Raw genomic sequence first — 14,979 nt, 5'->3', positions numbered from 1 at the left:
CCTAACAATAGATCGATTCTGCCATGGACGCAATAAAAATGAGACGAAAAGTTTCAAAAAATGACGCATTGGCGCATTTGTCGCGGGTTACCACGTCGAATCGCCCGAGGTGACGTGTGGACGTGAAAAAGGCGGGGACATGCCCCGCCTTTTGCGTCTGGATGCTGTGGTGCCGGTTGTGCGTCAGCCGAACACGTCCGTCAGGGCCGTGTCGACGGCGCCCACGATCTGGTCGATGTCGTCCTTGGTCGCGATCAGCGCGGGCGAGAAGCACAGCGTGTTGTTGCGGCCGGGCAGGGACCGGTTGGTTGCACCGATGATCACCGCCTGCTTCATGCAGTTGCCGACGACGGCCTGCACCATCTTTTCCTCTGCAGGTTCACGGGTGTGGCGGTCTGCGACCAGTTCGGCGCCGAGGAACAGCCCCTTGCCGCGCACATCGCCGATCACTGCATGCCGATCCTGAAGCGCGCGCAGCTGGTCGAGCATATAGTCGCCCATGGCCACGGTGTTGCCGAGCAGGTCCTCGTCCTCGATGATGCGCATGTTCTCGATTGCGGCGGCGGGCCCTGCGGTACAGCCGCCAAAGGTCGAGATGTCGCGGAAGTAGTTGAGGTGGTCCGTAGCATCGTCCTTGAACATGTCGAAGACTTCGTTCGTGGTGACGAGGCAGGAGATCGCGGCATAGCCCGAGGCAACGCCCTTGGCCATCGTGACCATGTCGGGCTGGATGCCATAGTGCTGGTATCCGAACCATGTGCCGGTCCGGCCCACGCCGCAGACGACCTCGTCGATATGCAGCAGGATGTCGTATTTCTTGCAGATCTCTGCGACGCGCGGCCAGTAGCCGTCGGGTGCCTCGATCACGCCGCCACCTGCGGTCACGGGTTCAAGGCAGAGCGCGCCGACGGTGTCGGGGCCTTCGCGTAGGATGACCTCTTCGATCTGATTGGCGGCCCATTCGCCGTAGTTCTGTTCGGGCGCGCCGTCCTGTTCGTGCTTGCGGTATTCCAGGCAGTGGGGCACGCGGACAAAGCCGGGGGCAAAGGGGCCGTATTGCGCGTTGCGCTCGTCCTGGCCGCCTGCGGACATCGTCGCGAGGGTGGAGCCGTGGTAATCGCGGTCACGGTAGAGGATCTTGTGCTTTTTGCCGCCGTAGCGTTTGTGCGCGATCTGGCGGACCAGCTTGAACGCCTTCTCGTTCGCCTCGGAGCCGGAGTTGGCATAGTAGACGCGATCGAGCCCGGGCATTTTCGAGACCAGTTTTTCGGCAAAGAGCGCGCCGGGGATCGTGCCGACGGTGCCGCCAAAGAAGTTCATCTTGACGATAGCGTCGCGCACGGCGTCGCCCATGCTTTCGCGGCCATAGCCCACGTTGACGGTCCACACACCGCCCGACACGGCGTCGATATGTTCGATGCCTTTCTGGTCCCACACGCGCAGGCCTTTGCCTTCGACGATGATTTTCGGGTCAGCACCGGTAAAGAATTGCTGGTGCTGGATCAGATGGTGCCAAACATTTGCGCGATCTGCTTCGACAACACGGCTAATGTCGTTTTCGTTGAACGTTCCGTCCATGGTGTTTGACCTTTCGAGGTGGGGGAGACCCAATGAAATAAGGGCGCACTTCGCCCGCTGCCATGTACAATCGCTGAGAATCTGGTCACGACAATAGGGCCAGATTAATACCATAAGTACTGCCAGATTCCTACGGGCCCTACAGACCGGCCACCGGCATGCACGCCAATTTCCCTTGTTTTCAAGCCTCTGGCGGAGTTTTGGGATTCTCAAAACAGCAGTTCAGGTGACCGGAAAGGCCGCCCTGTCTGTTATTTTACGTTGATCCTGCGGAATTTATGGGCTCGGATCATGCCAGCGCCGCGCGTTCTGCGTGGCCACAGAGGCGGACCACCGCCCAACTTTATCGAAACGTGCAGCAAAAACGCCTGCATGAAACACGGGAGTAAAGACCAATGACATTCAAGACCAAGCTTATGGGTGCGGTTGCAGCCACGGCGATGCTGGCCGGTGCCCAGGGTGCCGTTGCCGCGGGTCACGGCGGCGAAATCACTGTTGCCTATTTCCTCGAATGGCCGATGCCGTTCCAGTTTGCCAAAGAAACCGGCATGTACGAAGAAGCCATGGGCGGCACCAAGATCAACTGGGTGAGCTTTGACACCGGCACCGCGATGTCCGCGGCGATGGCGTCCGGCGACGTCCAGATCTCGGTCTCCCAAGGTGTGCCGCCCTTCGTGGTTGCGGCATCCGCCGGTCAGGACATCCAGATCGTTGATGTGGCCGTGTCCTATTCCGAGAACGACAACTGCGTCGTGGCCTCCGGTCTGGAGATCGACAAGGAGTCCGCGGGCGAGCTGGCTGGCAAGAAAGTGGCCGTGCCGCTGGGCACAGCCGCGCACTATGGCTTCCTGAGCCAGATGAACCACTTTGGCGTGGATCTGGCATCGCTGGACGTTGTTGACATGGCGCCTGCCGAAGGTGCGGCCGCACTGGCACAGGGGTCTGTCGACATGGCCTGTGGCTGGGGTGGCGCGCTGCGTCGCATGAAAGAGTCCGGCAACGTGCTGCTGACCGGCGCGGAAAAAGAAGAGCTGGGCATTCTGGTGTTTGACGCCACAACAGCGCCTGCGAACTTTATCGCCGAAGAAGGCGAGCTGCTGAGCCAGTTCCTGTCCGTCACAGCCGCAGCCAACGCAATGTGGGCCGATGAGGCCAACCACGCGAAAATGCTGCCCGTGATCGCCAAGGACGCCGGCATGGACGAAGATGCGACAGCCGCGACGCTGGCGACATTCAAGTTCCCCACAATCGACGAACAGCTGAGCGAAGCATGGCTCGGCGGGACGGCACCGACCTTTATGAAAGGTGTGGCGGACGTGTTCGTGAACGCGGGGTCCATCGACAGCGCGCTCGACAGCTATGAAGGCACTGTGAACACAGCGCCCCTCGCAGCAGCGAAGTAAGATCATCGGAAAGGGGCTCGCGTGCCGTGTGCGCGCGGGCCCTTTTTCATACCGAGGTGGGGTAAACCCCGCCCTACCGGGTGTTTCGACACCCAAGCCACAGGTGGGAACCTATGTCCGGATTATCAATTCAAAGTATTTCCATGCGCTTTGATCTGCCCAATGGTGGGCATGTCCAGGCCTTGCAAGACGTGTCGCTGGACCTCAAGGCCGGTGAGTTGCTGAGCGTGCTTGGCCCGTCGGGCTGCGGCAAGACGACCCTTTTGAATATCGTTGCAGGCTTTTTGGCCCCGACCGACGGCAAGATGATTTTGAACGGTCACGAGATCAACGGACCCGATGCCGAACGTGGCATGGTGTTCCAGCAGGGCGCGCTGTTTGAATGGATGAGCGTGCGCGAGAATGTGGGCTTTGGCCCCTCGATGAAGGGCATGCCCAAGACCGACAAGGCGGAGATCGTGGATCACCTGCTGGATGTGGTCGGTTTGCAGGATTTCAAGGAAAAGGCGGTTTACGAGCTGTCGGGCGGGATGCAGCAACGTGTGGCCTTGGCCCGCTGTCTGGCCAATGACCCGGACGTGATCCTGATGGACGAACCGTTGGGCGCGCTGGATGCGCTGACCCGCGAAAAGATGCAGAGCCTTGTTCTGAAGCTGTGGAAAGAGACGGGCAAGACGATCATCCTGATCACCCACTCGGTTGAAGAGGCGTTGTTGCTGGGTGAGCGGCTTTTGGTCATGGCCCCGCGACCGGGGCGCATTCACAAGGAATACCGCCTGCCCTTTGCCGAGATGGGCGTTGATGCCGATCTGCGCGAGGTCAAGAAGCACCCCGAGTTCGCCGAGCGCCGCGAAGAGATCCTGGGCATGATCTGGGATATGGAAGAAGAAATTATGGGCCGTACGGAGGCAGCGACATGATCCCGTTTCTGATTTACGTCGCGATCTTTGTGATCGCCTTTTTCGTTGTCACCAAGATCGCGCAGCGGTCGGCGATTGCCGACTACGGGTCGCTCAAAACGGTGACATTCGGGGATGAAAGCGCCGTGACGCCCAACCGGGCGGCGAGTGTGATTTCCATCCTGACCATTTTCCTGTTGTGGGGGATGTTCACCGGGTCGGCCCTGTTGCCCAAGTTCCTGCATGCGCCGGGTCCGTTCGAGGGGACGGGCACGTTTGAATACACCGCGCAGGCCGGGAACGAGCGGGACACGGCGACGGTCACGGTTGTGGTGCACCCCATCGACACACCCACCGAAGCGCCCGAAGTGGCCCCCGGTGACGGCTGGGCCAAGGATGACAGTGTGGCCATCGGCATGTGGCGGTCGGGCCTGTTGCGGGTGGACCGCAATGACGAGCTGGGCCGCGGTGACGGGGCCGCGGTGATCGAGATCAATGGATCCAAAGTGCAGCCCGGCGACACCGTCGATGTGGGCTTTGCCACGGTGACGATTTCCGACAAGGGCACGCCGAACATTCAGCCCGACAAGGGCTGGCAGATGGAGCCCATCTGGCTGCCCGCGCCCGAGGCCGTGGTCAAGCGGATCGGCGAAATTGCGAGCGAGGGGTTCCGTGGGTCCACCTTGTGGGAGCATCTGGGCTATTCGCTGTTCCGGGTTGTGGTCGGGTTCTTCTTTGGGGCGCTTGTGGGCATTCCGCTGGGCTATGCCATGGGGCTGTCGAACTGGTTCCGGGGCTGGTTTGATCCGATCGTGGAATTCATGCGTCCGGTGCCGCCTTTGGCGCTGATCCCGTTGGTGATCATCTGGGCCGGTATCGGGGAGACGGGCAAGATCATCCTGCTGTTCCTTGCGGCGCTCTGGATCATGGCAATTGCGGCGCGGTCGGGTGTGTCGGGGGTCAAGATCTCCAAGGTACATGCGGCCTACAGTCTGGGCGCGTCCAAGGCGCAGATCATGCGCCATGTGATCGTGCCCAACTCGTTGCCCGAGATCTTTACCGGCGCGCGGGTTGCGATGGGGGTGTGCTGGGGCACGGTTGTGGCCGCGGAACTGGTGGCCGCCGAGCAGGGGGCGGGCATGATGATCATGGTCGCGTCCAAGTTCCAGAACACGGATATCGTGATCATGGGCATCATCCTGATCGGCATCATCGGGTTCGGCATCGACATGCTGATGCGCTGGGCCGAGCGGATCCTGGTGCCGTGGAAGGGCAAAGGCTGATCCGGGCCTAGCCCGGCGCAAGGTCCGGTGGACCTTTTGAAGCCTTTGCAGGCGGAACCCCGGGTTTCGAGATTTTAAGGACGGCGCCTGCGTGGCGCCGTTTTCTTGTCTCACGTGCGGTGCGCAGTGCATGCGCACCCAACGGCGTGTGCACGGGATGGCCCCACCAGGCTGCCCGGTCGCCCCGGCAGAGTGCTGGCGCATGCCGGCACGCGAGAGGGGCCGTTCAAAGTGTCTGCGCAGGATGTCGCCCCTCGCAGTGGCTCGGGGCATTCATTTCCTAAATCCGATCCACTGGATCGAATTTTTTGCTGCGCAAATCGGAAAAGAATGGTGGAGCATAGCGGGATTGAACCAGCGTGCCGCCCGTGGCGGCGCGCGTCGCCCCGGCAGAGTGCTGGCGCATGCCGGCACGCGAGAGGGGCCGTTCAATTTGTCTGCGCAGGATGTCGCCCCTCGCAGTGGCTCGGGGCATTCATTTCCTAAATCCGATCCACTGGATCAAATTTTTTGCTGTGCAAATCGGAAAAGAATGGTGGAGCATAGCGGGATCGAACCGCTGCACTCAGCGTAGCGGCGCCAGCCGATGCGCGTAAGTCGGCGCCCGACCGTTCGGACGGTGCAACAATTGCATGGGAATACAGAAAGAATGGTGGAGCATAGCGGGATCGAACCGCTGACCTCCTGCATGCCATGCAGGCGCTCTCCCAGCTGAGCTAATGCCCCATTCTCTGGTGGTCGTCTCCGACCGTGCGCCGGTGATTAGGCGCTTTGCCGAACGGGATCAAGCGAAAAAGACCCCGTTCGGCGCTTGCGTTTACGACTCGTCGTCGTCGGCGGCAACGTCGGCCAATTCTTCGAGAGGGACCGTGTCCTCCTCTTCGTCGTCATCGAGCAGATCGTCGTCCAGATCCACATCGACGTCATCATCGTCGAGCACCTGATCCTCTTCCTCGGACGCGGTTGCGGCCTTGGCCTTGGCGGTCACGGCATCTTCGGCATCGGCGGCGATCATGCGTGTCTTGGTGCTGTCCAGCTCGACCACGTCGCCCGTGTAGGGGCTGACGATGGGATTGCGGTTCATGTCGTAGAACCGTTTACCTGTGGTCGGGCAAAGGCGTTTGGTGCCCCATTCTTCCTTTGGCATCGGTGATCCTTTGTGTCTCGTTTGATCTGCCGTGGCGCGGCCGGTGGCGCGGGTGGGCAGGTCGTCCATATTGCGGCGATTCTGGGCAAGTGCCATAAGGTCGGGACGGAGTCAAAGCCTTATGACGCAACGGGGGAAATGGGGTGGCTGAGCATGTGCTTCAAGGGGATCCCGATATCGCGGTGACCCTGCGCCGGAACGCGCGTGCGCGCCGCATGACATTGCGCATATCCCAGCTGGACGGGCGGGTGACGCTGACTGCGCCGCCATCGGTATCCACGCGCGAGGCCTTCGGGTTCGCGCGGGAGAAGGAGCCGTGGATCCGCAGCCATCTGGCGGCACGCCCGGATGTGGTCGAGATCGGTATGGGCAGCGTGATCCCCATCGAGGCGCAGCCGCATGTCATCGCACCGGCCACGGGACGCGCGATCCGCGCCACGGGCACGGCGCTGGAGGTGCCGGGACGCCCCGAGACGGCGCCGCGCCGCGTGCTCGGCTATCTCAAGGCGCGGTCGCGGGACCGGCTGGTGGCGGCCTGTGATCACTATGCCGGGCGGCTGGGGCTGGCCTATTCCGGGATCAGCATCCGGGACACGCGGTCGCGGTGGGGGTCGTGTTCATCCGCTGGGCGGCTGATGTTTTCATGGCGTCTGATCCTCGCGCCGCCGGAGGTCTTGCGCTATGTCGCGGCGCATGAGGTGGCGCATCTGGCGCAGATGAACCATTCGCCTGCATTCTGGGCCGAGGTGACGCGCATTCACGGGCCCTATGATGGCATGCGCCGCTGGTTGCGGACAGAGGGCAACGCGCTGCACCGCTACCGCTTTGGTGATTGACCGCGCGCGCGCGGTGTGATCACAAATGCCCATGCAGACAGCGCCGCGCCCCCGAGATACCACAACCGCCGCCCATGACCGGGTGTACCGCCGCTTGCGGACGCGGATCATGCACGGGGATATCGCGCCGGGACAGGCGCTGACCTTGCGCGGTATTGGCAAGCAGTATGACGTGTCGATGACGCCGGTGCGCGAGGCCGCGCGGCGGCTGGTCGCCGAGGGCGCGTTGACCATGTCGCCATCGGGGCGGATGTCGACGCCGGAGCTGTCCAACGAGCGGATCGAGGAACTGGCGGCGTTGCGGGCCCTGATCGAGGTCGAGCTGGCCACCCGTGCCCTGCCCCGGGCGCATCTGGCGCTGATCGAGCGGTTGCAGTCGATCAACGGCGCGGTGGCCGAGGCGGTCGCGCATCGCGATGCGGTCAGTTACATTCGCACCAACCTGGAATTTCACCGGACGCTGTATCTGCGCGCGCAGGCGCCTGCGATGCTGGCCATGGCCGAAACGGTGTGGTTGCAGATGGGGCCGACGATGCGCGCGCTCTATGGTCGGCTGCGCCGGACCGAGCCGCCGCAATACCACCGCCTGATCATTGCGGCCCTGCGGGCGGGGGACGAGCCGGGCCTGCGGCTGGCCGTGCGATCGGACGTGACCCAGGGGTTGCGGATGCTGGCAAGCTGACGCGTTAAGCGTTTGGTAGCGCGGATGTTGTTATGTGTCCTGAGAATACGAGGGTTCACATGCAGACGGCAGACTTCACGATCTTTGATCACCTGAGTGATCCGGTCTTTGTCCTTGGGGCGGGTTCGTCGAACCGGCCCGTGTATGTGTTTCTGAACGCGGTGGCGCTTGCGCATCTGGGCACGTCGCTTGACGACGTGCAGGGGCGCCCGGCCCACGAGATATTCTCCGGGCGCGCGGCCTATTCCGTTTACCGCCAGCAGTGCCACGCATGGGCTGCGGCAGAAGACACCGAATACGAGATCGCGCTGCCCGTTCGGGACAAGACGCTGTGGGTGCGCACCCGGCTGAAGGCGGTCAAGGACCCGGCGGGCGTGCTGCAATACATGGTCGGCACGTCGCAGGACATCACCGCACAGCGCGAGATGGCACAGGCGCAGACCATGGCCAATGCAGCCGCGCGCGAGATGGAAGACCTTGTGTGTCTGGCGGCCCATGATCTGCGGAGCCCCATCGGCAATTTGAAGACGCTGGCGGAGGTGATGCGCAGGGATTTCGTGGATCATGGTGATGGCAAGATCGAGCTTTTGAACATGATCGACAGCATTGCGGACAATGCGTTGACCGTGGTGTCGGACATCATGGCCCATGCGCTGGCGGCCAACACGTCTGAAAAGCCGGCCTGGTTCGACTTTGGCGCGTTGTGCGACAATGTCATGGTGTTGCTGGATCCGATGCGCAAGCACAGTGCGCGGTTCCCGCGGGTGCAGGTGCAGGCCGATTACACGGTGGTTCAGATCATTCTGCGCAACCTGATCGACAACGCCATCAAATACGCCGGCAAACCCGAGGTGCGCATCGCCATTGACGTCACGGCGATGAATGCGCAGCGGCTGATGTTCTCGGTGCGCGATGACGGGCTGGGGTTTGGCGACGTGGCCGAGAACGCTTATGGCGATGTGCCCGGCCCACTGGAAAGCCAGGGGGGGTTCGGCCTTGTTGGCGTGCGCCGGTTGGCGCGGTCACGCGGCGGGCGCGTGACGGTCGAGCAACGAGAGGTCGGGGCCGAGGTGCGGTTTGAATTGCCGGGCAAGGTTGGGGCGGGTGCGCCCTTACTGCCAGCCGCGGACCTGCGCGCGCCGCTTGATCAGGCCGCCAGCCCGGTTTGACCGAGGTTCAGGAATTTTTGCCGCCGGTCCGCGATCAGGGCGGCGGCGTCCTTGCCGTCCAGATCGTCGAGCATGCCCTGGATTGCGGTGCGCACGGCGGTCAGGGTTGCATCGGGGTGGCGGTGGGCGCCGCCCACTGATTCCGGGATGATCCGGTCAATGACGCCCAGTTGCTTGAGGTCCTGCGCGGTCAGGCGCAGCGCTTCGGCGGCCTCGCGCATTTTTTCCGCATCCTTCCACAGGATGGAGGCGCAGCCTTCGGGGCTGATCACAGAATAGACGGAGTGTTCCAGCATCGCCACGCGGTTGGCGGTGGCAAAGGCCACGGCCCCGCCGGAGCCGCCCTCACCGATGACGACGGACAGGAGCGGCACGCCGATTTGCAGGCATTTTTCGGTGGACCGCGCGATGGCCTCGGATTGGCCGCGTTCCTCGGCCCCCTTGCCGGGATAGGCGCCGGGTGTGTCGACCAGCGTGATCACGGGCAGGCCAAAGCGGTGCGCCATGTCCATCAGGCGGATCGCCTTGCGGTAGCCTTCGGGGCGGGCCATGCCGAAATTGCGTTCGATGCGGGATTTGGTGTCATTGCCCTTTTCGTGGCCGATGACGATGACGGGGCGGTCGTTGAACCGCGCAAGCCCGCCCATGACCGCGTGGTCGTCCGCGAAATTGCGGTCCCCGGCCAGGGGCGTGTATTCGGTGAACAGGGCCTTGATATAGTCGACGCAATGGGGCCGGTCCGGGTGGCGGGCGACCTGGCATTTCCGCCAGGGCGTCAGATCCGCATAGAGATCATTGAGCAGCGTGGCCGCCTTGGCATCCAGTGCCGCCGCCTCGTCCGAGACGTCCATATCCTCGTTCTGGCGCGCGAGGGCGCGCAGCTCTTCGGCTTTGCCTTCGATTTCCGCCAGGGGTTTTTCGAATTCCAGGTATTGCGTCACGCGCGCTCTCCGCCTCAGGTTTGGAGCTATATGGCGGGCGCGCACGCGATTTGCAACGCTAGGGAAACATCACCGGGTAGAGCGAGGCGACGAGCAGGAGCGCCATGGTCCAGTTGAACAGGGTCAGGCGGGCGGGATTTGTCAGCACGCGGGCCATCTGCTGACCCAGCAAGGTCCAGGAGCTGACCGCCGGCAGGTTGATCGCGCCAAAGACCAGTGCGACCACGCCGATGGCCCTGAGCGTGGTGTCGGGCGTGTAGACGGTGACGGCCGTCAGGGCCATGGTCCAGGCCTTGGGGTTGACCCATTGGAAGGCCGCCGCCTGAAGGAATGTCATGGGTGTGCCGGTGGCTTCGCCCGCGGCCCTTGGGGCGGCATTGGCGATGCGCCGGGCCAGCCACAAGAGGTAGGCCACGGAGACGAATTTCAGGATCGTGTGACTGATCGGGTAGGTGTCGAATATCTGGATGAGCCCGGCACCGACCAGCATCACCATCACGACAAAGCCAAGGCCCACGCCCAGCATGTGCGGCACCGTGCGGCGAAATCCGAAATTCGCGCCGGAGGCCATTAGCATCAGGTTGTTGGGCCCCGGCGTGATCGAGCTGACAAAGGCAAAGACCGCGAGGGCGGAGAGGAGATCAAGTGTCATTCGCAATTTGTGGGGGAGTTGGCGGGGTGTGTGGTTGCGTTTTGCCGTTTGTTGCGGGTATTTTCACAATGAATGGCGAAGATGGATGGCATAAACGACCGAATATTGCAGGAACTGTCCCGCGACGGGCGGGTAAGCAATATTGATCTGGCCGCGCGGGTGGGCCTGTCGCCGTCGGCCTGTTTGCGGCGGGTGCAGGAGCTGGAGCGGTCGGGCGTGATCACCGGTTACCGCGCGGTGCTGGACCGGACGCGCATGGGCACGGGGTTCGTGGCCTATATCGGGGTGAGCCTGAACAACCATTCCAAGGCCAGCCAGGAGGCGTTCGAGCAGGCGATTTCACGCGCGCCCGAGGTCCGCGAGTGCCACAACACCACCGGCACGATCGAGTACCTGTTGCGGATCGAATGCGCGGATCTGGGCCGTTACAAGGACTTTCACACCAACATGCTGGGAGCGCTGCCGCAGGTGAACGGCATCACGACCTATGTGGTGTTGGGATCGCCCAAGGATGCGCGCGCCTGAGTTAGCGCGTGGCGTCGGCGGCGATGGCGGCAAAGACCGTGTCCAGCTCTGCGGCGATGGTGGCGAGGTCCGGGCCGGCCTCGTCCACGTAGGGGGCGAAGACGGTGGAGGGGGTTTTGTAGCTGAGCGTGGCGGTGCCGTCGGTGTTTTCGGTGACGTAGACGCGGATCGGAGCCTCGATCATGGCGGCGGTGGAGAGGTTGAGTACGTTCACGGCGTAGACGTTGTTGAAGAGCCCGATGACACGGTTGCCGGGGATGGTGATGCCGCGGTTTTTGGCAGCGCCGGTGGGGCCTGCTTGGGTGACGACGCCCATCCGGTTGGCCTTGGCCGCGGATTTCACCGCATCGATGAGGGCGGTGTAGGATTTGTCCGTTTTGGTGACGGACCACCCGTCGCGGGGGGTCATTTCGGCCTGTGCGAGGGTGGCGCAGAGGAAGAGGACTGTGGCGAGAAGGGGGCGGATCATGGTGTTCTCCTGGCTGGTGGGGCCAGAGAACATGGGTTTGTGCGGTTTGCCCAATCACGTCTGTGTGGGGGAGGATGGGTGACGTGCTTTGCCCCCCTTGCGGGGCCAAAGACACCCCACCCACCATCCCTTTGGGCCTCTTGGTCAGGCGTTGGCGATCATTTCGGATTGGCGCACGATCACTTCGGCCTGTTTGATGGAGGCGATGTCGACGAGGCGGCCTTTGTAGACGGTGGCGCCTTCGCCGTTGGCCTTGGCTGTTTCCATGGCGGCGAGGATATCGCGGGCTTCGGCGACGGCGGCGTCGGAGGGGGTGAAGACCTCGTTCGCGAGGGCGATCTGTTTGGGGTGGATGGCCCATTTGCCGACCATGCCCAGCGTGGCCGAGCGCAGGGCCTGGGCGCGGAAGCCGTCATCGTCGGAGAAGTCACCGAAGGGGCCATCGACGGGCAGCACGCCGTGGGTACGGCAGGCGGCGACGATGGCGGCCTGGGCCCAGTGCCATGGGTCGGACCAGTGTTTTTCGCCCTCCCGCATCATGTAGTAGTTTTCCTGTGTGCCGCCGATGCCGGTGGTGGCCATGCCCATTGACGCGGCAAAGTCGGCAGCCCCCAGCGACATGGCCGCGAGGCGCGGGGAGGCCGCGGCGATGTCGGTCACGTTGGCGATGCCTGCGGCGGATTCGATGATCACCTCGAAGGTGATGGGTTTGGTACGGCCCTTGGCCGCCTCGATCGCGGTGACCAGCGCGTCCACGGCATAGATGTCGGCGGCGTTGCCGACTTTGGGGATCATGATCTGGTCGAGCCGGTCGGAGGCCTGTTCCAGCAGGTCCACCACGTCGCGGTACCAGTAGGGCGTGTCGAGCCCGTTGATCCGTACGGACAGGGTTTTGGTGCCCCAGTCGATGTCACCGATGGCGGCGATGATGTTGGCGCGGGCGCTGTCCTTGTCGGAGGGGGCCACGCTGTCTTCGAGGTCGAGGTTGATGACGTCGGCGGCGGAGGCGGCCATTTTCTCAAAGATCGCGGGGCGGGAGCCGGGGCCGAACAGCTGGCAGCGGTTGGGGCGGGCCGGGGGTGTGGGTTGGAGACGGAAGGACATGCGCAGGCCTTTGGTAAGAAAGTTACGTTTTGTGCTGCTTGGCTGTTATTAAATTGCGCCCACTTGCGCAACCGGGATTTTGCAGGTGCAGCATTGGGGGGTGGAGTCGCGGCGAGATCTGCGATGTACACGCGCAAATCTTCGAGGATTTGTGCATTGGCGCAAGGATCTTCGGTCTTGGGCGGTTTGCAAGCGGGTTTCGCAATGGATTTGCGTGAAAAACGGGTAAGATTGCGCGTAACTGCCAAGGGGATAGCATCATGATTCAGACACCGTATCTTTTGTTTCTGGGCGACGCCCCGGATCAGTTGGCCGCAAAGGTCGCGCAAGGCATCAAGGACTGGCGTCCGGAGAATGCCGTGGGGCAGTTGCGGCTGCCGGGATGTGGCGCGGATATGGGTCTGGCGGACATGAGCCTTGAGGAGGGGTTGAAGGCCGGGGCCAAGACGCTGGTGATTGGCGTGGCGAACCGCGGCGGCATCATCTCGGACGAGTGGAAGGTCGTTTTGGTTCAGGCCTTGCAGATGGGCTATGATCTGGCGGCGGGCTTGCACAACCTGTTGCGCGACGAGAACGAGCTGCAATCGGCGGCCAAGGTGAACGGGCGCACGTTGCATGATGTGCGGGTGCCGACGATTGCCTATCCCATCGCCAACGGCAAGAAGCGGACGGGCAAGCGGGTGCTGGCGATCGGGACGGATTGTTCCTGTGGCAAGATGTATACCGCGATGTCGATGGATGCCGAGATGCGGGACCGCGGCCTCAAGTCCGATTTCCGGGCGACCGGGCAGACGGGGATCCTGATCACCGGCAAGGGCGTGCCGCTGGATGCGGTGATCGCGGATTTCATGGCCGGTGCGGTCGAATACCTGACACCGGACAATGATGCCGACCACTGGGATCACATCGAGGGGCAGGGCAGCCTGTTTCACGTGTCCTATTCCGGGGTCACGATGGCGTTGATCCATGGCGGCCAGCCTGATGCGCTGGTGCTGTGTCACGAACCGACGCGCACGCATATGCGCGGCCTGCCGCATTACGGGTTGCCGTCGCTCGAGACGCTTCGGGACACGGCGCTGCCGTTGGCGCGGGTGGCGAATCCCGACTGTTTCGTGGCAGGGGTGTCGGTGAACACCAAGGCCCTGGACGAGGCGGCGGCCAAGGCCTGCCTGCAAGAGATCGAGGACCGCATGGGGTTGCCTGCGACCGATCCGTTCCGCTTTGGTGCGGGCAAGTTGGTGGATGCGCTGATCGCGTGATCGGCCGGGCGGCCTGCGCCCTGTAAGGGGCGTGATGCAGCAGAGAAGGGGCAGGACCATGCGGATCGACGTAAGCCGGGATGTTTTTCAGCTGGCAGAGGTGTTCACCATTGCGCGGGGGTCCCGGACCGAGGCGCAGGTGCTGACGGCGCATCTTTCGGATGGGGATCACGCCGGGTGGGGCGAGTGCGTGCCCTATGCACGCTATGACGAGACGCTGGACAGCGTGGCGGCGCAGATTGCGGGCCTGCCGGAGGCGTTCAGCCGCGCGGATCTGATTGATCTGCTGCCTGCGGGGGCGGCACGCAATGCGGTGGATTGCGCCCTGTGGGATCTCGAGGCCAAGCGCGCCGGGAAGCGGGCATGGGATCTGGCCGGGCTCGGCACGCCGGGGCCGGAGATCACCGCCTATACCCTGTCGCTGGCCGCACCGGACGCGATGCGGGATCAGGCGGCGCGCAATGCGCATCGCCCGCTGCTCAAGACCAAGCTGGGCGGTGGCGAAGAGGACGTGGCCCGGATCGAGGCCGTGCGCGCCGGTGCGCCGGATGCGCGCATCATCGTGGATGCAAATGAGGGGTGGACGCCCGACCTGTATCGCACGCTGGCGCCCGTGCTGGTGCGGTTGGGGGTCGCGATGGTCGAACAGCCGCTGCCTGCGGGGGCCGATGACGCCCTGTCCGAGATCGAGCGCGTGCTGCCGGTCTGCGCCGACGAAAGCTGCCATGACCGTGGCAGCCTGGCCGGGCTGAAGGGCAAGTACGACATGGTCAACATCAAGCTGGACAAGACCGGGGGGCTGACCGAGGCGCTGGCCTTGCGGACGGCCGCGCGGGCCGAAGGGTACAGGGTGATGATCGGCTGCATGGTGGGGTCATCGCTGGCCATGGCGCCGGCGACGATTCTGGCGCAGGGGGCGGAGGTCGTGGACCTTGACGGCCCGCTTCTCTTGGCCGAAGACCGCGACGCGCCCTTGCGCTTTGACGCGGCGGGGGTGCATCCTCCGGAGGCGGCTCTCTGGGGCTGAAGGGC

General features: G+C 63.5%; 15 protein-coding genes and 1 tRNA gene. 9 read left to right on the top strand and 7 right to left on the bottom strand.

The genetic code is table 11. The annotated features are described in order from the left end of the window. Positions 1–183 precede the first annotated feature (183 nt). Positions 184–1,578, bottom strand: coding sequence for an aminotransferase class III-fold pyridoxal phosphate-dependent enzyme (locus Q0949_RS10245; RefSeq protein ID WP_299371274.1), 1,395 nt, complete (start codon positions 1,576–1,578; stop codon positions 184–186). Positions 1,579–1,973: 395 nt separating this feature from the next. Between Q0949_RS10245 and Q0949_RS10240 the strand changes: the two genes are divergently transcribed. The 3 genes from Q0949_RS10240 to Q0949_RS10230 all read left to right on the top strand — a co-directional run bounded on the left by Q0949_RS10240 (position 1,974) and on the right by Q0949_RS10230 (position 5,163). Beyond that, positions 1,974–2,981: an ABC transporter substrate-binding protein gene (locus Q0949_RS10240; RefSeq protein ID WP_299371271.1), complete on the top strand. Its 1,008-nt coding sequence runs from the start codon at positions 1,974–1,976 to the stop codon at positions 2,979–2,981. 113 nt (positions 2,982–3,094) lie between these two features. Then, complete coding sequence (locus Q0949_RS10235; protein ID WP_299371268.1) at positions 3,095–3,901, top strand: ABC transporter ATP-binding protein; 807 nt, start codon at positions 3,095–3,097, stop codon at positions 3,899–3,901. Further along, the gene (locus tag Q0949_RS10230; protein WP_299371265.1) at positions 3,898–5,163 is read left to right on the top strand and encodes an ABC transporter permease subunit; all 1,266 of its coding nucleotides are present in this window, start codon (positions 3,898–3,900) and stop codon (positions 5,161–5,163) included. Before Q0949_RS10235 ends, Q0949_RS10230 begins: the two co-directional genes overlap by 4 nt. 650 nt (positions 5,164–5,813) lie before the next feature. Here the strand turns inward: Q0949_RS10230 and Q0949_RS10225 are convergent. After that, positions 5,814–5,889: transfer RNA gene (locus Q0949_RS10225), tRNA-Ala, on the bottom strand. 91 nt (positions 5,890–5,980) lie between these two features. After that, positions 5,981–6,310, bottom strand: a complete 330-nt coding sequence (locus tag Q0949_RS10220) for a TIGR02300 family protein (protein WP_299371262.1) — start codon at positions 6,308–6,310, stop codon at positions 5,981–5,983. 143 nt (positions 6,311–6,453) lie between these two features. Between Q0949_RS10220 and Q0949_RS10215 the strand changes: the two genes are divergently transcribed. Genes Q0949_RS10215 through Q0949_RS10205 form a run of 3 tightly spaced genes read left to right on the top strand, consistent with a single transcriptional unit; the run spans position 6,454 to position 8,997 of the window. Continuing rightward, positions 6,454–7,146 (top strand): SprT family zinc-dependent metalloprotease, encoded by a 693-nt coding sequence (locus tag Q0949_RS10215; RefSeq protein WP_299371259.1) that lies wholly within the window; start codon positions 6,454–6,456, stop codon positions 7,144–7,146. A gap of 31 nt (positions 7,147–7,177) precedes the next feature. Next, positions 7,178–7,828 (top strand): GntR family transcriptional regulator, encoded by a 651-nt coding sequence (locus Q0949_RS10210; RefSeq protein ID WP_299371808.1) that lies wholly within the window; start codon positions 7,178–7,180, stop codon positions 7,826–7,828. Positions 7,829–7,887: 59 nt separating this feature from the next. Then, the gene (locus tag Q0949_RS10205; protein ID WP_299371256.1) at positions 7,888–8,997 is read left to right on the top strand and encodes a PAS domain-containing sensor histidine kinase; all 1,110 of its coding nucleotides are present in this window, start codon (positions 7,888–7,890) and stop codon (positions 8,995–8,997) included. Here the strand turns inward: Q0949_RS10205 and Q0949_RS10200 are convergent. Next, complete coding sequence (locus Q0949_RS10200; RefSeq protein WP_299371253.1) at positions 8,976–9,938, bottom strand: acetyl-CoA carboxylase carboxyltransferase subunit alpha; 963 nt, start codon at positions 9,936–9,938, stop codon at positions 8,976–8,978. The two genes, Q0949_RS10205 and Q0949_RS10200, sit on opposite strands and share 22 nt — an antisense overlap. A 58-nt stretch (positions 9,939–9,996) precedes the next feature. Further along, positions 9,997–10,590: a LysE family translocator gene (locus Q0949_RS10195; protein WP_299371250.1), complete on the bottom strand. Its 594-nt coding sequence runs from the start codon at positions 10,588–10,590 to the stop codon at positions 9,997–9,999. 72 nt (positions 10,591–10,662) lie between these two features. Between Q0949_RS10195 and Q0949_RS10190 the strand changes: the two genes are divergently transcribed. Beyond that, positions 10,663–11,115 (top strand): Lrp/AsnC family transcriptional regulator, encoded by a 453-nt coding sequence (locus Q0949_RS10190; protein WP_299371247.1) that lies wholly within the window; start codon positions 10,663–10,665, stop codon positions 11,113–11,115. Position 11,116: 1 nt separating this feature from the next. Here the strand turns inward: Q0949_RS10190 and Q0949_RS10185 are convergent, their stop codons facing one another. Continuing rightward, positions 11,117–11,584 (bottom strand): DUF302 domain-containing protein, encoded by a 468-nt coding sequence (locus Q0949_RS10185; protein WP_299371244.1) that lies wholly within the window; start codon positions 11,582–11,584, stop codon positions 11,117–11,119. Positions 11,585–11,728: 144 nt separating this feature from the next. After that, entirely contained in the window at positions 11,729–12,688 is a 960-nt protein-coding gene (locus Q0949_RS10180) for an L-malyl-CoA/beta-methylmalyl-CoA lyase (protein WP_299371241.1), read from the bottom strand. 260 nt (positions 12,689–12,948) lie between these two features. On the opposite strand from Q0949_RS10180, the gene dgcN reads away from it, so the two are divergent. Both dgcN and dgcA read left to right on the top strand, forming a co-directional pair. Next, a complete protein-coding gene (dgcN, locus tag Q0949_RS10175; protein ID WP_299371238.1) occupies positions 12,949–13,947 on the top strand; it encodes an N-acetyltransferase DgcN in 999 nt (332 codons plus the stop codon). A gap of 58 nt (positions 13,948–14,005) precedes the next feature. Continuing rightward, the gene (gene dgcA / locus Q0949_RS10170) at positions 14,006–14,974 is read left to right on the top strand and encodes an N-acetyl-D-Glu racemase DgcA (protein WP_299371235.1); all 969 of its coding nucleotides are present in this window, start codon (positions 14,006–14,008) and stop codon (positions 14,972–14,974) included. The last annotated feature ends 5 nt before the right edge of the window (positions 14,975–14,979 follow it).

It is taken from the genome of uncultured Tateyamaria sp. (genome assembly GCF_947487805.1).
GTDB lineage: Bacteria > Pseudomonadota > Alphaproteobacteria > Rhodobacterales > Rhodobacteraceae > Tateyamaria.
Note: the sequence above shows the minus strand (reverse complement) of the source record. Positions and strands in the feature narration are given on the sequence as shown.